This is a genomic window from Rothia sp. HSID18069, assembly GCF_003989155.1.
In the GTDB taxonomy this organism is placed as follows: domain Bacteria; phylum Actinomycetota; class Actinomycetes; order Actinomycetales; family Micrococcaceae; genus Rothia; species Rothia aeria.
The window spans coordinates 186,486-203,554 of the sequence record NZ_RBMG01000004.1 but is presented as its reverse complement, the minus strand read 5'-3'; the positions used below and the strand labels follow the sequence as shown (position 1 = coordinate 203,554).

At 57.7% G+C, this 17,069-nt stretch carries 19 protein-coding genes; 4 read left to right on the top strand and 15 right to left on the bottom strand.

Going from position 1 to position 17,069, the window contains the following annotated elements:
- Positions 1-73 precede the first annotated feature (73 nt).
- A complete protein-coding gene (locus tag D8M41_RS10020; RefSeq protein WP_238693516.1) occupies positions 74-568 on the bottom strand; it encodes a thiol-disulfide oxidoreductase DCC family protein in 495 nt (164 codons plus the stop codon).
- Positions 565-1,392, bottom strand: coding sequence for a MarR family winged helix-turn-helix transcriptional regulator (locus tag D8M41_RS10015; protein WP_161970782.1), 828 nt, complete (start codon positions 1,390-1,392; stop codon positions 565-567). The genes D8M41_RS10020 and D8M41_RS10015 overlap by 4 nt, the downstream gene beginning before the upstream one ends.
- Before the next feature lie 299 nt (positions 1,393-1,691).
- Here D8M41_RS10015 and D8M41_RS10010 point away from each other — a divergent pair, with 299 nt between their 5' ends.
- Positions 1,692-2,411: a metal-dependent transcriptional regulator gene (locus D8M41_RS10010; RefSeq protein ID WP_006888374.1), complete on the top strand. Its 720-nt coding sequence runs from the start codon at positions 1,692-1,694 to the stop codon at positions 2,409-2,411.
- A 24-nt stretch (positions 2,412-2,435) separates the two neighbouring features.
- Here the strand turns inward: D8M41_RS10010 and D8M41_RS10005 are convergent, their stop codons facing one another.
- Genes D8M41_RS10005 through D8M41_RS09995 form a run of 3 tightly spaced genes read right to left on the bottom strand, consistent with a single transcriptional unit; the run spans position 2,436 to position 5,091 of the window.
- Positions 2,436-3,311, bottom strand: a complete 876-nt coding sequence (locus D8M41_RS10005; protein ID WP_126926935.1) for a metal ABC transporter permease — start codon at positions 3,309-3,311, stop codon at positions 2,436-2,438.
- The gene (locus D8M41_RS10000) at positions 3,308-4,108 is read right to left on the bottom strand and encodes a metal ABC transporter ATP-binding protein (RefSeq protein ID WP_126926934.1); all 801 of its coding nucleotides are present in this window, start codon (positions 4,106-4,108) and stop codon (positions 3,308-3,310) included. Before D8M41_RS10000 ends, D8M41_RS10005 begins: the two co-directional genes overlap by 4 nt.
- A gap of 17 nt (positions 4,109-4,125) precedes the next feature.
- Complete coding sequence (locus tag D8M41_RS09995) at positions 4,126-5,091, bottom strand: metal ABC transporter substrate-binding protein (protein ID WP_126926933.1); 966 nt, start codon at positions 5,089-5,091, stop codon at positions 4,126-4,128.
- Between the two features lie 383 nt (positions 5,092-5,474).
- Here D8M41_RS09995 and D8M41_RS09990 point away from each other — a divergent pair, with 383 nt between their 5' ends.
- The gene (locus D8M41_RS09990) at positions 5,475-6,560 is read left to right on the top strand and encodes a 2,3-butanediol dehydrogenase (protein ID WP_006888352.1); all 1,086 of its coding nucleotides are present in this window, start codon (positions 5,475-5,477) and stop codon (positions 6,558-6,560) included.
- A 105-nt stretch (positions 6,561-6,665) separates the two neighbouring features.
- Here D8M41_RS09990 and D8M41_RS09985 read toward each other — a convergent pair whose 3' ends face one another.
- From D8M41_RS09985 to D8M41_RS09970, 4 genes are all read right to left on the bottom strand, one after another.
- Entirely contained in the window at positions 6,666-7,544 is an 879-nt protein-coding gene (locus D8M41_RS09985) for a hypothetical protein (RefSeq protein ID WP_126926932.1), read from the bottom strand.
- A 152-nt stretch (positions 7,545-7,696) separates the two neighbouring features.
- Positions 7,697-7,903, bottom strand: a complete 207-nt coding sequence (locus D8M41_RS09980) for a hypothetical protein (protein ID WP_006888626.1) — start codon at positions 7,901-7,903, stop codon at positions 7,697-7,699.
- 41 nt (positions 7,904-7,944) lie between these two features.
- The gene (locus D8M41_RS09975) at positions 7,945-8,820 is read right to left on the bottom strand and encodes an alpha/beta fold hydrolase (RefSeq protein WP_126926931.1); all 876 of its coding nucleotides are present in this window, start codon (positions 8,818-8,820) and stop codon (positions 7,945-7,947) included.
- A gap of 29 nt (positions 8,821-8,849) precedes the next feature.
- Positions 8,850-9,653 (bottom strand): exodeoxyribonuclease III, encoded by an 804-nt coding sequence (locus tag D8M41_RS09970; protein ID WP_126926930.1) that lies wholly within the window; start codon positions 9,651-9,653, stop codon positions 8,850-8,852.
- Between the two features lie 178 nt (positions 9,654-9,831).
- Here D8M41_RS09970 and D8M41_RS09965 point away from each other — a divergent pair, with 178 nt between their 5' ends.
- Positions 9,832-10,122, top strand: coding sequence for a hypothetical protein (locus D8M41_RS09965; protein ID WP_126499463.1), 291 nt, complete (start codon positions 9,832-9,834; stop codon positions 10,120-10,122).
- 9 nt (positions 10,123-10,131) lie between these two features.
- Here the strand turns inward: D8M41_RS09965 and D8M41_RS09960 are convergent, their stop codons facing one another.
- Positions 10,132-10,743, bottom strand: a complete 612-nt coding sequence (locus tag D8M41_RS09960; protein ID WP_006888441.1) for a TetR/AcrR family transcriptional regulator — start codon at positions 10,741-10,743, stop codon at positions 10,132-10,134.
- 100 nt (positions 10,744-10,843) lie between these two features.
- On the opposite strand from D8M41_RS09960, the gene D8M41_RS09955 reads away from it, so the two are divergent.
- Positions 10,844-11,497 carry a GAP family protein gene (locus D8M41_RS09955; RefSeq protein WP_232018668.1) on the top strand — a complete coding sequence of 218 codons (654 nt, stop codon included), beginning with the start codon at positions 10,844-10,846 and terminating at the stop codon, positions 11,495-11,497.
- Between the two features lie 110 nt (positions 11,498-11,607).
- Here the strand turns inward: D8M41_RS09955 and D8M41_RS09950 are convergent, their stop codons facing one another.
- From D8M41_RS09950 to D8M41_RS09930, 5 genes are all read right to left on the bottom strand, one after another.
- A complete protein-coding gene (locus tag D8M41_RS09950; protein ID WP_126926929.1) occupies positions 11,608-12,690 on the bottom strand; it encodes a diacylglycerol/lipid kinase family protein in 1,083 nt (360 codons plus the stop codon).
- Positions 12,691-12,897: 207 nt separating this feature from the next.
- Positions 12,898-14,199: a serine--tRNA ligase gene (gene serS, locus D8M41_RS09945; RefSeq protein ID WP_126926928.1), complete on the bottom strand. Its 1,302-nt coding sequence runs from the start codon at positions 14,197-14,199 to the stop codon at positions 12,898-12,900.
- Positions 14,200-14,314: 115 nt separating this feature from the next.
- A complete protein-coding gene (gene pheA, locus D8M41_RS09940) occupies positions 14,315-15,280 on the bottom strand; it encodes a prephenate dehydratase (RefSeq protein ID WP_126926927.1) in 966 nt (321 codons plus the stop codon).
- A 216-nt stretch (positions 15,281-15,496) separates the two neighbouring features.
- Positions 15,497-16,363 carry a spermidine synthase gene (locus tag D8M41_RS09935; RefSeq protein ID WP_126926926.1) on the bottom strand — a complete coding sequence of 289 codons (867 nt, stop codon included), beginning with the start codon at positions 16,361-16,363 and terminating at the stop codon, positions 15,497-15,499.
- A gap of 200 nt (positions 16,364-16,563) precedes the next feature.
- Complete coding sequence (locus D8M41_RS09930; protein WP_037236548.1) at positions 16,564-16,881, bottom strand: thiamine-binding protein; 318 nt, start codon at positions 16,879-16,881, stop codon at positions 16,564-16,566.
- Positions 16,882-17,069 lie beyond the last annotated feature (188 nt).

Below are 17,069 nucleotides of genomic sequence, written 5' to 3'. Positions count from 1 at the left end.
ACAGTGGCAATAGGGGAAGCATTATATGCACATACTGTAAATATATTCTTTTATCCCCTGCTATTTCAAGATTCTATTGGGGTGAAATGGAGCATGATTCGCCCCAGCGGGCACCGGCTTTCGCAGCTGCCCGGGAAATGAGCGGGCGGTTCTCCGCAATAAACCTGTAGGCGCGGTGTGCCAGCGGCCGAACCGGCGCCCGCAAAAGCATCCAGCCGGTCAGCCGCAGCAGGGGTGCACGGTGGGTGCGCAGGGTCAGCGCTATAGCATCCGACCCGAAAATGGCGTGGTGGCGCGCATTCACCAGCGGAATGGCGTGCGCAAACCTATCAGCGCACACCCCGTAGTACTCAAGAGCCGCGGGGGTTCCGGCCATAATGCGCACCTGCGGCCCCAGCCGCGCAAGCATATCTGCGGCTGCCACACAGAAGCCGCAGTCAGGGTCATACAGCAGCACCGGTTCATCTATGCTGCGAGAGTGGTAGGAGGGCAAAGTGCTCACACCCCCATTATGCACCACAGGTTCCCAGGTGCCGCCCCGCTTGGTTTTACCGGTATCTATTGTCACCACATCATCCAAGATGCCCACGGTGAAGGGCGGCGGTGATGCTTACCTTCAAACCCCTTGGGGAACTCGCCACGCTCGCCGCGAGATTTGGGGCCACCGTGACGACGGCGCTTGCGGCCACGGCCAACGCCCGGGCCACCAAAACCCTGAGGCCCGAAGCCGGGCCCAAATCCACCCAGCGGACCGAAGCCAGCCAGGGCACCGAACCCGCCGCGTTCTTGGGCTTGTGCTGCCCACGCTTCAAACGCATCATCCCCCATGCGTTCCCGGGCAGCCTTCTCCCACTCTTGACGGTCGGCTTCAAGGTCGGGCAAATCCTCGTGCATGCGGACGATCAGCCTATCCAGGTAGTCGTTCAGGTTCGCGCGTTCCTGCTCGGTCAGCACCTCAAAAATATTATCGCCCTCGGGCTCCCCCTCCCCCATCTGGTTGGTGAGAGCCCGCCCCAAATCGGTGAGTGTAATCAGCTGCACGCGGCGGTCACGCGGATCGGGCTCCCGCACAATATACCCAGCGTTCTCTAACTTGCTCAGTGCCTCATTCAGTGAGGGAACACGAATGCCCAGCACATATGCGAGTTCGCGGGTTGCGATGCCGTCTTTGAGTTTCAAGGCTGCGAGGATGCGCCCCTGCCCGCGGGTGGTGTCGATGCGCCTGGGGCCTGTACGCTCGCGCTGCTGGGCTGCCCACAGGTGAGTGAGGCGACCAATGTGTCCCAGCTTCTTGTAGAGCTCCCGGGTAGGCGACGGCTCCCCGCAAGGGTGGTTGCGGCGTTCTTGTTCGTCCTGGGCGGTATTATCGCCCGTATTATTCTGTGCGTTCATGACTGCACCTTCCATATTGTGTTGTGTCATGCTGTGAGCCTTGGTAAGTTACGGGCCGGAGTTCTACCGCCCATATGCGCCTCAGCGGGCGAATAGCCCGGGGTTTTACGGTTTTCACCGGGCGTCAATGACGGGCCCCAGGTTTCTTACTGGACCCTGTAAGAAAATACTACAGGACCCTTCTAGAAAATTCAACAGGTACCTTCTGAATATTTTTATTAGGGCGTAAACACAGCAGTAGCACCCCCATATGACTTTCCGCAGCGCACCACAAACACCAACTTAGGTAAACTTGACCTATGCCATTGTCAGAACTGTCCGCCAGCACCCAGAACTACCTCAAAGCTATCTGGAGCCTTGAGGAATGGTCCAATATGCCTGCCACCGCATCAGCGCTCGCCGAACGCATGGGGTTACGGGCATCCTCAGTTTCGGACGGGCTTAAACGCCTGGCGGCAGCTGACCTCATTGAACATCAGCGGTACGGCACCATTGAACTCACCGAACTGGGGCGCACCTATGCGGTGGCAATGATCCGCCGCCACCGCCTCATCGAAACTTTCCTCGTCGAAACCCTGGGGTACACCTGGGACCGGGTGCATGATGAGGCCGAAGTACTCGAACACGCCGTCTCAGACTTCATGATTGAACGCATCGACACGGTACTTGGGCACCCCAGCCGCGACCCGCACGGCGACCCCATCCCAGACGCCTCGGGGCGCATCTCATTCCCACATACGGTGCCGCTGAGCCAGTGCGAACCGGGCGAGACCGTTGTACTGGAACGCATTAACGACAGTGACCCCAAGCTGCTGCGTTACCTGTCCGAGCATGGTTTCACTCCCGGTGCGCACCTGGCGATCGAAGAGGGCGCACCGTTCTCCGAGGCCATTAATGTGCGTGTTGTCGCACCAGCGGATGCAGGCGCTGCATCCGCCCAAACCCCTGCTGCCCCGCCGCAGACCACCGTGCCATTGGGTGCAGCTGCCGCAACCGACCTTTTCGTCTCCCGCCCCTAAGAACCGCCCAACGATGCGCGTCTGCTACCCGTGTGTGACAGTACCCTGCTGCGCACGATGGGCGGCGCGGATCCGTCCCAGCACCCCGTGATGCGGGGCGAATAGGTACGCCAGTAGGAACAGCACCCCCTGAGTGAGCACCACAGCACCGCCGGGGGAAACATCCATGTAGTAGCTGCTGTAGAGGCCAATAAGGGTGCCCAATAGCGAAACACCCACCGAGATCGCCAGCATCACGGAGAACCGGTCGGTGAGCAGACGCGCGGTTGAGCCTGGGATCACCAGCATCGCCACCACCAGCACCACTCCCACAATTTGCAACGCCACCACACTGGTGAGCGCCAACATGACCAGCAGCATACCGCCCAGCAGGCGCGGCCGCAGACCGATCGCGTGCGCAAAACCTGGGTCGAAGGCGTACAGCACAAAATCGCGACGCTTCACCAGCAGAACAGCCCCCACCACTGCGGCAAGGGCAAGCACCTGCCACACGTCCAGCCACGATACCCCCAGCACGTTCCCGAAAAGAATGTGGTTAAGGTCAGTATTTGAGGGCGTTACAGAGATAAGGATCAGCCCGAAAGCAAAGAGGGTGGTGAAAACGATACCGATCGCGGCATCCTCGCGCACCCGCCCGCTGTGCTGTACCGCACCAATGAGAGCGACCGCTACGAGGGCTGCAATAACCGCCCCCACGGCGAAGGGGGCACCGGCGATATAGGCGAGCACCACCCCCGGCAGCACGGCGTGGGATATCGCGTCCCCCATTAGCGACCAGCCAAGCATAATAAGCCAGCAGGACAGCAGTGCACAGACAGCCGCGGCGGCCACGGTGACTAGGACGGCGCGCATCATAAAGGGCAGGGTGAGGGGCTCCGTCAAATAATCCAGAATACTCATTCGTTATTTACCCTTTTCACCTGCTCGTCGGTATTGTTCGCTGTGTTTTTCTCTGGTGTGGACGGGCTGTGCTCGGTATTAATGTGCATACCAAACGCCTGCACCAGGTTTTCTGGGGCGAGTACCGCCTCGGGGGTGCTGTGCATGAGCACAGTTTTACGCAGCAGCACCGCCTCATCAGCGAAGGAGTGAAGCGACGCAAGGTCGTGGGTTGACACCAGCACCGAGGCGCCGCTATCACGCAGCTGTTTGAGAACGTCAATGAGCATCGCTTCGGAGCGTTTATCAACCCCGGCGAACGGTTCATCAAGCAGCAGCAGCCGTGCGCCTTGGGCGATAGCGCGGGCCACAAAGGCCCGTTTACGCTGCCCACCCGATAGTGCCCCGATCTGCCGCGCTGCCAGGTCGGTAAGCTCCAGACGCTCTAACGCATGAGCAAGCGCTTGCTTGTCCTTACTGTGCAGACGGCGGGTGGGCCCCAGGGTACGGTAGCGGCCCATCGCCACGACATCGCGCACCGATACGGGAAAGCTCCAGTCGATCTCCTCGCTTTGCGGCACGTAGCTGACAACACCGCTTTTACGGGCGGCGGCAGGGTCACCTCCGGCGATCTCAACGGATCCGGTGTGGGCGGGCGTAACGCCCATAATCGCCTTGAACAGGGTCGATTTCCCCGAGCCGTTCATGCCAATAAGCCCGCAGATACTCCCCGCACCAAGCCTAAATGTGGCGTCGTGCAAGGCCTGTACCGAACCGTAGTTCACACCCAAGTTCTCGACGTTCAGTAGCGTTTCCATACTCTGCCCTACACCCATTACTGCTTACCGGTCAGACCTTTCACAATGGTTTTCGCGTCGTGGCGGATCATCTCCAGGTAGGTGGGTACCGGCCCGTTAGCGTCTGAGAGCGAGTCCACATAGAGCACCCCGCCAAATTTTGCACCGGTCGCATCAGCCACCTGTTTCATGGGGTTGTCCGAGACAGTGGATTCGCAGAATACGGCGGGCACTTTATTGGTTTTGACGAAGTCAATAGCGGAGTTAATCTGGGAGGGAGTTGCCTGCTGCTCAGAGTTCACGGCCCAAATGTATTTCTCTTTCAGTCCGGCATCTGCGGCCAGGTACGAGAAGGCCCCTTCGCAGGTGACAAGCGCCCGCTGGTTCTCGGGCAGGGTGCGCACCTCATTGGACAGTTCGTCCTGTACGTCCTGCAGCTGCCGTTTATAGTTTTCGGCGTTCTTTTTGAAGTCTTCGGCGTGGTCGGGGTCGAGTTTACTGAACTCCGTCACCATATTATCCACGTATTTCTGCACGTTTTTGGGGCTCATCCAGGCGTGCGGGTTGGGTTTGCCCGCGTAGGCGTCCTCAGAAATATTCATGGGGGTCACGCCCTCAGAGACCGTGGCGTGCGGGGCGTTAGCTTCTTGCACGAACTTAGCGAACCAGGTTTCTAGGTTAAGCCCGTTGTCGAGGATTAAATCGGCGCTGTGGGCTTTTTTAATGTCGCTGGGGGTGGGCTCGTATTCGTGGATTTCAGCCCCTGGTTTGGTAAGGGACTCCACGTTCAGGTGGTCACCCGCCACGTTCTTAGCAATGTCAGCCAGCACGGTAAAGGTGGTGAGCACGGTCTTCTTACCATTTCCGGACGATGCGGGGCCCGCACCTGAGCAGGCGGTTAATAAGAGAATGAACACGCTGAACATTGCAAGAGCTGCAATGCGGATGCGTCGGGCGGCATTGTGGGTGTTATGCCGTGTAATGAAAGCCAGTGGAGTAAACATCGGTTGTCTTTCTATATGATGTGCTGATACTTCGTAGTGTCTGCGTTTTGCGCGGGTGGTTCTGCGACTGTGAAAACCACCTACTTTGTGGATGCTATTAACATTAGTTCGCCTAGGCGAACTTTACAACTTAGGCGGCATGGCATGGAAAAAATTAAGGCTCCACTCAACGTCAAGAAAAAGCCTACAGAACGCTATAGAACACAGAACTGCACAATCTATTGAGAATAATTCCTAATAGCATCATTGCGCGTCATATACGCAAAAATACGCCTAAAATCTAGGCTTTTTAGACACATCGGAGTACCTTAAAAAGGTGAGAAGCATGCGATTCTCACCCCAACCACTCACAGGGGCCAGCGCCCCAGATTAAGGAGTCTCCCATGAAGGCAGCTCGTTTCTATGACCGCAACGATATTCGTATCGAAGACATCCCGGCCCCCAAAGTAGCCCCCGGTGAAGTACTCGTTAAGGTCGCCTGGTGCGGCATTTGCGGCACCGACCTGCACGAATACCTCGACGGCCCCATCTTCTGCCCCCAGCACGGGCACCCGCACCCCATCTCGGGTGAGGATTCCCCCGTCACCATGGGCCACGAGTTCTCTGGCGTCGTGAAAGAACTCGGCGAAGGCGTCACCGACCTGGAAGTCGGCGACCATGTGGTTGTTGAGCCTTACATCATTGATGACGCAGTGGATGTTGGCCCCGATTCGAAGACCTACCACCTGTCAAAGAACATGAACTTTATTGGCTTGGCAGGCCGTGGCGGCGGGCTCTCCGAAGTTGTGAGCGTCAAGCGCCGCTGGGTCCACAAGATCTCCAAGAACATTCCCCTTGACGAGGCGGCACTTATTGAGCCGCTCACCGTGGGTGTGCACGCTGTTGAGCGCGCCGGCGAAATCCATGAGGGCGATTACGCGCTGGTGACCGGCGCAGGACCGATTGGCCTGCTCACCTCCGCAGTGCTTAAGGCAAAGGGCGCTAAGGTCATTATCTCTGAGCTGTCACCGCTGCGTCGCCAGAAGGCGCTCGACTCCGGGGTTGCAGACTACACCTTCTCCCCCGCCGAGACCGATGTGCTCGCTGAAATTCAGAAGCTCACCAATGACCGTGGCGTGGATATTGCCTTCGAGTGCACCTCTGTTCAGCCCGCGCTCGATTTGATCCTGGATGCCATTAAGCCCACCGGTAAGGTCGTGGTGGTCTCTATCTGGGGCAAGCCTGCCTCGCTGGATGTGCAGAAGCTGGTGCTGAAAGAGATCGACCTGCGCGGCACCATCGCCTACGTGAATAACCACCCCGAGAGCATCGCTCTCGTCGAGTCGGGCAAGCTCGATCTGAAGCCGTTCATTACCGGCAAGATCGCCCTGGAAGACCTGATTGATAAGGGCTTCGACACCCTGATTAACCACAACGAGACCGCTGTGAAGATCCTCGTCACCACCGACCCGGAGCTGCTGGCACAGTAGCTCTAGGCGTACCGTTTAGTCAGTGCGACGGTTTCAAACGCAATAATGCCCCGCGCATTCACCTTTATACGGTGGATGCGCGGGGCGTTTGTAACGGGTGAATGTTTAGCCGCACGCCCAGTCGAAGGTATCGGACTCAAGGTCAAGCTGAGCGTTTCCGCCGCCGAAATTCATGACGTCCATCTCCTCGAACTCAATATACCAAGCAGTCAGCCCCTCCGGCATGTTCTGCACACAGAACACGGTACCGCCCAAGTGGCACCGCCCGTACAGCGGCTCCGCCCACGGCTTATCATCGCGCGTGTCTGGGTCGTAAGGATCCTCGTACCCGTTAGAGCAGACATCCTTCGGGGTCATCTCACCGTCCGAATCGGACGTGTACTCATACACCGGCGCAATCCCGGCGTTCGGGTCGATACGCTCCACCAGCCCCAGGGCGCGCTCACACTTCTGCCGCGTATACGTGCTGTAGGCACTATAGCTCTCGGCGTCCTCCCGATGCTCGCCCTGACGGCGCACATCCTCCGGGCCGTGCGAACGCCCCGAAAACTCAGCCTCGGTAAGGAAGATTGTCGCGTACTCACTATCAAGAATATCGGTGAGAATGCGGCACTTCGGGTGCGGGGTGTACTCTGCAAGCTGCACCAGGAACGGGTCGTCACTATGCGGGTCGGGTACGGCCCGTTCACCTAGCTCAGCGAACTGACCATCCCCAGCGAAAAATGAGACGGCCACATATTCGGGGCCTTGCGTGCGGTACTCCTCGGGCAGGTGCAGGGTGAAGATATGCTGCATGGGCAGCCCCGAATGGGAGCTGCGCGGCCACTGGTTATCTGGGATATTCGGGCCAGCATTTCCCAACCAGCCGCTCTCAGTTACTTTATCAGGGGTGGAGTCCATGTCGCGGTTCATCGCGTCATATGACCACACGCGCTCCGTCGCGCCTTCGGGAGTGTGGTCGAAAACAATATCGTAGGCTTTCACAGATGCTTCTTTCTGCGTTAATGCGGGTTATTCCCTTCTAGCATAGGCGTTCCGGCAGTTCAGAAGTAGCTGGCTGGTCATCCGCACACAACAAACCCGCACGAAACGCGCCATCGTTGGCGGCCCGTGCGGGTATTCTGCTAAAAAACCTGTTAGATATGGAAGGTTTTGTAGAACCAGCGGCGTATTGGGTTCATCGCCTGAATGCGCTCCAACTCGGCAATACGAGCCTTCATACCTGCAATGGCTTCTTTGGCTTCATTAATCGTGTGCTGCTTCTTATCCAGGTAATCCTGGCGCTCCTCGGGAGTAAACGACGTAACGTCGCGGCGCTCACCACGATAAAAAACGGTCGTCATTATTCCTCCTTCTTCAGTGCAGGGTTGGGGGAGTGTACGGGTTACCCGTCCAGCTCTTTCCGCAGGGCGTTCGCCACAAATTCGGGCTGATCCAGCTGGCTGAATGCGTAGCTTTCCGGCACGGGAACCACGTGCGCATCCGGCATGCGGGAGGCTAAACGACGCGCATACTCGATCGGGAACAGCTTCGTGGTATCGGCCCATAAAAACAGGGTCGGATGCTCAAACCGCTCCAAATCCCGCGCGGACTGCACCGTATATTTCGTAGAAATACCCTTCAGCACTTTCGCCAAATCGCGGCGAACCCCGGCATCTTTCAATGGAGTAATAATACTATTCCACTCGGCGGCGTCAAGCTCGCGTTTCACTAGCCGCCCGAAGGCAATTGGTAGGCGGCGCACCCACCCCAGATGCAGGGCTGCTCGGAGTGCCTGCATGGTTCCGGGAATGTACGCCACATACTGTAGGTAGCGTAACGGCAGGGGCAAGAAGTTCTTCTCGGTATCGCACGAGAGCAGCACCAAGCGCTTGAGCCCTGCGGGTTCCCGCACCGCCGCCAGCTGAGAAACCACTCCGCCGGTATCGCTGCCAATGAGGGTAAACCCGTGTGGGCATAGCTGTTCTGCCGCTTCGTTCACGGCCTGCGCCAGCTCGGCAACAGTGAGGGCTGCATCTTCTCGGGCGGGAATAGTGTGACTCCCCAAGGGAATATCGAGGGTTATGCACCGAAAATCTTGGGAGAGATTCTGCACCACTTCGCCCCAGACATCCGAATTCGTCAGCAGCCCGTGCACAAACAGCAGGGTCCTCTCGCCTGCGGCTTCACGGGGACCACCGTATTCACGCCAGCGAAGCTGACCGATTCGGGTTTCTGCGCTGCCCGTCGCCACCGGTTCAGGGGTAAGGTTCCGGCTCATACTATCTCCTCACATCACACGCTGAGCTGCTAGTCAGCAAGCTCAATCACCACGGGAGTATGGTCGCTCGCGCCGTCCCCCTCGCGCTCTTCCCTATCGATCCAGGCGTTTTCCACACGGGCGGCGAGCGCCGGGGAGCACAGCTGAAAGTCGATGCGCATCCCCTCATTCTTCGAGAACCGCCCGGCTTTGTAGTCCCAGTAGGTGTACTCACCCTGGGTGTAGGGGCGCACCGGATCGACGAGCCCTTCATCATTAAGCAGAGCATAGAAAGCCTCGCGTTCGGGGGCGGAAACGTGGGTGAGGTCGTTCTCCCGGAAAAAGTCGATATCCCACACATCGGTATCTTCGGGCGCCACATTCCAGTCTCCGACGAGCGCAAACTGTGCGGCGGGGTCGGCGTGCAGCCAGCCGTTGACGTTGGTGCGCAGCTGGCGCATCCACTCCATTTTGTACGCCATGTGCGGGTCGGTGAGCCCGCGCCCATTCGGCACGTATAGGCTCCAGATGCGCACACCGTTGCAGGTGGCGCCGATGGCTCGCGCCTCAACTTCGGCGGGGTCGCCAGGTTTTCCGAAGGCGGGCTGGTTCGGGAAGGTTCGTTCGACGCTGTCGAGCCCCACGCGGGATGCGATTGCTACCCCATTCCACTGGTTCAGCCCGTAATGCGCCACCTCGTACCCCAGGAATTCAAAGAGCTCGAAGGGGAAGGTTTCGTCCTTGGTTTTGGTTTCCTGTAGGGCGAGCACATCGACTTCGGTTTTATCGAGCCAGTCCTCGATGCGGTCGGCGCGGGCGCGAATGGAGTTCACGTTCCAGGTAGCAATCTTCATGTACACCAGCTTACCGTGTGCGCCCTGCCAGGCAACGGTGAAAGTTTCGCCGGTAAATGACTCGGATCTGACGAGCCGCGCACCGCCCTTCCGAAGCTGGAGCGGAGAGCACTCTTTACACAGCATATTGGAAAAAACGGCTGTTTCTTCCAATATGCCCCTGCGTAAAGGCCTGTAAATGGAAAAATCCGCTATTTTTTCCATTGAGGGACACTCGATGGCCTCGGCTGGCGCATCACAACCTGCAAAGTATCGCACTCTCAAGAGCATTTTTCGTGAACGCGGACAAGCTGCCGCGAGCACTGAACTCGCCCGGCGCCTTGAAGGCTACTCCACTTACACCGCGGACTTTATGGTGGGTGATCATCAGCTCTTCTACGTTGCCACCACTGACATCGTTGATGCCCAGCAACGCATCCTACAACGCGAACGTGACATTGACGCTCTTCTGCGTGTGCTCCCCTGTTAGACTTCCAAATTATTTTTGTGGTATTAAATCAGCAATCTCACGCTCGATATCGTCAAGAGTTTGGCGCAATTCTTCCTGAATATCCGCAGGGTTTATGTAACTAGGATAGATAATTTCTTGCGCAGCCAATCCGTCAAGCACCCAGTGTAACCGACGTGCCAGTTGTGCGCGACGTGCTTTATCAAGGACGCGATGCACGTCCAAAGCTTCGAGCGAAGCCTCACAGACCTTAGCGATTTCTTGCCCTTCCTCTAGGCGACCTGTTGGTCGAGCACGTTCAAGACGGCCTAACTCCGCATAGGCAACGATCTCCCGTTTACGCATAGCATCAAGCGGAAGAAGCTGTTCACAGGCTTGCTCCACACGCTGCCGTACCGTAAGTTTTTCATCTTGGGCAATAGCTGAAATACGATTTCCGATTTGTCGCGTCAGGTAGCTTGAGACGTAACGCAGAAGCTCATCATGCACAGGGAAATAGTGTCGGATTGATCCAGCTGAATACCCAGAATAGTCGGCGACAGCTCGAACACTGGCGTTCATCAGACCATTACGAGCAATGAGTTCAAAGGTAGCTTGCGCAATGTCATCTCGACGCTGCTGATGATCAACATTTTTCGGCACATGTCTATCTTACGTCTTCCGTCTAAACTGTATGCTAATTTTAATAACACAGTCGTACTAAAACCATCACTCTGCTCTTAGGAGGTTGCTCTTGTTTTTCATGACACTTCTCAGTTTGGCTCTTCTTGATTCCCTTAGCACAGGAACACTAGTTATACCGCTTATTTTTCTGGCGCAACCACGATTTCAGGTACGCACACTAGCCCTTTATTGCTTCACGTTAGGGCTGTTCTACACGGCACTCGGCACCCTTCTTCTACTTGGTGTAGAAGCTATCACTTGGAACCATCCTATCTTTTCATCCCAAGGACGCTACTGGATTCAGCTGATTCTAGGGGCTATCCTCTTCGCATACGGTATCCTCTCACCCAGCCCTGACAGCCGCGCCAGCGAAATAAAATGGCGCACCCGTCTCGAAAAAGTCACCAATCCGCGCGCAGCAATCTTTATCGCGCTTCTCGCTGGGGTTCTCGAAGCTGCAACTATGCTCCCTTACCTTGCCGCCATCAGCATGCTTAACACCTGGGATTCCACTATTATCACTAAGCTCATAGTGCTGATAGGTTATTGCCTCATAATGTTCATCCCTGCTGTTACCCTCTTGGTAATACGCCGTCTTGCTTCATCATGGATCACACCTAAGCTTGACCATTTTGTTAGCTTAGCAACCCGTAACGCCGATGGAGCCATACTATGGATAGCTGCAATTATCGGTTTTCTCATGGCAAGGCAGGCGTATACAGAGATTTTTTGACCTCCGCCCATATATTTCTAGGAGCTATCGTGTAAACCGCCGGCACTGCTGCCGTCATAAATTACCCAGACTAACCGCATATCGGGCCACAAGCCCTACCCCTGAGTAAGTTATGTCAGCCGGTGCGCATCCGGGTGAATATTAACGTGAATAGCGGCAGGAATAATATGCGCGCATATATGCGACGCGGACGGGGCCGGGTCGCCGTCAACCTCCACAGGCTGAGGCTCGTCCAGCATCTCAAGCTCAACCTTGTGCCCCACAAAATGGCGGATCATCGGCATTTCTACACGCGGTGCCCCCAGCAGGGTACGGCGCATAACCTTTGCGGTGAGCAGCCCCCACTCCAGCACCGTGCGCGGGGACGCCACAATCACCTCAAGGTTACCGTCGTCCAAATCGGTCATATCGGTCAGCTGCAGCCCACCCTGAAGCCGCCCGCAGTTAGCGATCAGTACCGACCGCACGCGGGTTTCAATCACTGGCTCATCATCCATTTTTAGCCGCACCATATGCGAATGCCCCATCATATGCCGCAGCCCCGTGCGCACATAGGCGAGCCACCCAATACGAGCTTTAAGCTCCTCAGTGGTATCGTTCATCACCAGCGCGTCAAACCCGGCACCACTCATAACAAAGAACGTATGTTCGGTTTTTTCGTCGCTGCCGGGGTCGGTCACCATCCTAATAGCATCTACCGGCTGCTGCACCCCGTTAAGCGCAATATTGACACAGGAGGCGACATCACCCACCGGCAGGTACAGGTTGCGGGCGAGCAAGTTACCGGTACCCAACGGGATAATACCAAGAGTCGCCTGCGACCCCTGTAACGCCGTGGCTACGGCACGAACCGTCCCGTCCCCGCCAACGGCGATCACGGTATCCGCGCCTTCAGCCAGTACCTCACGGGCGGCTTCCCCACCGGGCTCATCAATGCGGGTAGTGCGGGTAATAGGTGCGGGCCAGCCGTTCGCTCTAATGGTGCGTTCAATAATGCCAACAGCGGCGGTAGCCCCACCCTTACTTGGGTTGTACACCACGCCCACGCGACGCATATCGCCGGTGGGGATTGTTCGCCAGATACCAAGCGGGGCCACAATTTTCTGCGCATGTGAACGGGCACGCGCCACCAGCGCAGCCGTTGTTGCAGCTAAGGCTGATGCGCCAATAAGTTTAGAACGCGAAATGGACATACTTTAAGAGTAACGCTTTTTAGAGACCTAAACGCACACTAGAAGCTGAAATAACACTGTACGGTAGTTAGTACTGCCCTCTTCCCGGGGTGCGCCGCAGCACATCCATTTCAGTAATATCCCCATGTTAACACACCGCTCTTGGGCTGCTAGTGGGTTCCCACACGATGAAACGGCAGGCTTAGCAACTCGGCGAAGCACCCGTTTTTACACCACAGGAATAACCTCAGCGCCGCCCATATACGGGCGCAGTGCTTCAGGGATACGCACCGAACCGTCGGGCTGCTGGTGTGTCTCCAGAATCGCCACAACCCAACGGGTAGTCGCCAAGGTGCCGTTGAGGGTTGCGACCGCGCGGGTACGACCTTTGCGCACATTGCCCGCATCGTCTACGGTGTCTGCGGTACGTTCGCGTATGTTCAGGCGGCGTGCCTGGTAGGTGGTGCAGTTCGAGGTCGAGGTCAGCTCGCGGTAGGTGCCCTGGGTGGGAACCCATGCCTCACAGTCGAATTTGCGTGCGGCAGAGGTGCCCAGGTCCCCTGCGGCGGTATCAATTACGCGATACGCGAGGCCGCATTTTTGCAGCATTTCCTCTTCGAGGGCGCGCATCTGCTCGTGTATTTCTTCCGCCTGCTCCACCTGGCAGTAGACGAACATTTCGGCTTTGTTGAACTGGTGCACGCGAATGATACCGCGGGTGTCTTTACCTGCGGCACCGGCTTCGCGGCGGTAGCAGGATGACCAGCCCAGGTATTTTTTGGGTCCGTCGCTAAGGTCGAGTATTTCGTCCATATGGTAGCCCGCAAGCGCCACCTCCGAGGTGCCGACCAGGTACAGGTCGTCACGTTCGAGGCGGTATATTTCGTCGTCGTGTTTGACGTTGAACCCGGTTCCGTTCATGATTTCGGGGCGCACGAGGGTGGGGGTTGTCATCATGGTGAAGCCGTTGGCTGTTGCCAGATCGAGTGCCATCCACATGAGCGCCTGCTCCAGGCGGGCAACCTGCCCTTTGAGGAAGTAGAAGCGCGAGCCGGAGACCTTGGCGCCGCGTGCCATGTCGATGCCGCCGATGAGTTCGCCTATTTCTAGGTGGTCGCGCGGTTCAAAACCTTCTGTGCTGAAATCGCGGGGGGTGCCGACTTCTTTGAGCACCACAAAGTCGTCTTCGCCGCCGGTGGGTACGCCGTCGATAATCAGGTTTTCGATGGAGCTTAGCAGCTCTTCATATTCGGCGGTTTTCGCCTCAGATTCCGCTTTTGCCTCTGCGACTCGGGCGGCGAGTTCTTTCGCCTGGGCTACGAGGGCGGGTTTCTCTTCCTTGGGTGCCTTCGCCACCTGTTTACCGAAGGCGTTCTGTTCGGCGCGCAGGTTCTCGTAGGTGCCGATCGAGGCGCGGCGTGCGGCATCCGTCTCAAGAATACGGTCTACGTGGGCTTCGTCTTTGCCGCGTGCTCGCTGGGAGGCGCGGAAAATCTCGGGGTTTTCGCGGAGGAGGTTAATATCAATCACATATCAATAGTACCCAGTCGCCCCCAGCCGTAAAAAGAGCCTTTATGTGAATAAAGCGGGATTCCCAACGCTTTATTCACATAAAGGCTCTTTTTATACGGTTGCGGGGAGCGGTTTAGCGCTTCAGATGCGCCGGTCGCCCACCCGGGAAGAGCGATTCCACCCAGGCGTGGGCAGCATCGAACGAGTTCTCGGAGTGGATGCGCGGCGCAACGGTGGGCTGCCGGTCGGCACGCGGGTACGATCCCAGGTATTTAATGCCGGGTGCTATGCGGTGCAAGCCGCGCAGGGCATCGCGCATTCGAGCCTCATAAATATGCCCGTCTGCATCCACACTAAACATATAGGAACCCATCTGCCTGCCGGTGGGGCGCGATTCGATGCGTGAGAGGTTAACGCCGCGCGAAGCGAACTGTTCGAGCAGTTCCAAGAGCGCACCCGAACGGTTTTCGGGAGTGCCCTCTCGATTTTCGGGCAGAGGGATCGTGAGCGTCGTCTTATCGGCACCGGTAGGCTCTGGAATATCCGCGGTGCTGCTGATAAGCACAAACCGGGTGACGGCGTTTTTGTTATCGCCGATGTCCTCGGCGAGCACATGTAGGTCGGGGTGGGTTGCCAAAAGTGCGGGGGAACAAATCGCGGCATCATACGCACAGGAAGGATCAAGCAAACCCACGGCTGCTGCCGCGGTGGAGGAACCGGGCAGGTACTCGGCGGTGGGGATAGTCTCATCTACCCATTGCCGCACCTGAGCCCAGGCGTGCGAGTGGGTTGAAACGGTTTTGATGTCTTCCAAAGCGAGTGGACGCGCCGCGACCAGCACGAACCTGATGGGCACCAGCACCTCGCGGATAATGCGCATTCCCTCGGAAGCCGCGATCGCATCAAGAGTAGCGCTCACCCCGCCTTCGACCGAGTTCTCAATGGGCACCATGGCGGCATCCGCATCGCCGCTGCGAAGACGTTCGAGCGCATTAGGCACGCTGGTGGCGGGAATGCGTTCGGCACCGACCGCGCCGGGCACGGAAAGCAGCGCGGATTCGGTGAAGGTGCCTGAGGGGCCAAGGTAGGTGTATCGCATGGGTTCAATCTTAGCGCGAGGCGCCGCAGCGCGAACCGGGCAGGCAGGTGATTTCGGGATGCGGGATACCCCAGATTCGGCACGGCCCCATCCCCACCAGCGACCCTGCGGCAGGCGCCTCGTAAGCGCGGGATGGCTCGGGACGAAACCTCCACACATAGTAGAGTGTGCGTTCTATTTTATGTGGCCGTAAGTGGCTTGCCCTATCAGTGGAAGCTACAGGCGGGCAAACTGCCGGGTTTGTGCCGAATCCCGGTACTGCGCTGGCACACCGCCGCCCATGAGCGTTCGTGAGATAGCCGCCGCCTCAGCTGAGCCTGCCGCCGGCAGCGGACTGTGCGATGCGGCAATAATAATATTGCCCCGCCGCCTGCCCTTGAGCATCGCAGCATCAGCCACCAGGCACACCTGCTCAAACACCTCAAACAGGGCAGCCACCTCAGCACGCGCCCCATCCAATGAGGGGCCATCCCCGCAGTTGAGAATATACAGCCCACCGGGCGCCATGGAGTGATCAACCTCCCGTACGAAATCCACGCTTGTAAGTTCCGCTGGGGTTTTATCTACCGCGAACACATCGCGAATAACTACATCGCGCGATGCCGGGGCGAACGAGCGAGTGACGGTGCCTGCATCACCCACCCGAATTTTTACGCGCGGCGACTTAGGAATATCGAACCACTCACGCACATATTCGGCCAGTTTGGCATCAAGCTCCACAACGGTATTGCGTGAATTTGGGTATACGTCCGCGCAATAGCGCGCTAGAGAACACGCCCCGCCGCCCAGATGGGTAATACGCAGTTTTTCGGGATTAAGGTGAGTCTGAATATGCGAGTCGAGAACCGCAGCAATCCAGCGCATGTACTCAAAATCGAGCATGCGCGGCTGCCCCACTATCACATGCGAAGACTGCACCCCGTTGACGAGCAGAAGCCAACCATCAGCGTGGTAGCCATCGGGCACAAGCTCAGCCTCACCGGTCGAAATGGGGTACACACCGGCAGCCGCACCTGTTGTGTGCGGATACTCGGAGCGCTCAGCGCGGCGTGAGGCAGCGGTGCGGTTTTTCTTTTTCGCCATGCACATAAGCCTACGCTAGGTTCGGACAGCAGCCGGGTGGGCAACCATCAAGGAGCCTAGATACAAGACCCCGCAATAGCCGTGTGAATCTCACGGACTGGCGGGGTGCAACTTCTAGGTGCCCTTCGCGTCGCGTCACTGACCGACATAGAGGCTCACAGGCCCCAAAGAAGCAGGTGCGCCGAACCCTCGCAGAGTGGTTACTTCCCCGAATCCAGCTGCTCTATGGCGGCATTAAGCCGCTGTACCTTCCCCTCAATCTCCCCGTGGTCATGGCCGGGGCGGATATCCGCCTTAATCACCAGCGAAACGCGCGGGCCGTGCTTGCCCACAGCCTCCGTGGCGCGCCTAATAACGTCCATGCACTCGTCCCACTCCCCCTCAATCGTGGTGAACATGGGCCCGGTCTGATGCGGCAGCCCGGATGCGCGCACAATCGCCACCGCATCGGCGACAGCACGGTGGACCGACCCGTCAGGGTCACTAACAGTGGGGGCTACAGAAAAAGCAAACAACATACTCCCATGGTAGTGCGAACCCAGAAGATAGGAACACCCCCAGCAGCACCCCGTGCAGGAACAACACCCCTGCCGCAGGCCCCGAACCCAGCCACGCACACAACCCACACCCACAACACCCCATGAAATACCACACACCACAACATATAATGTGTGCCACACCCCGGAAGCATCCTTAGAATGGAAAA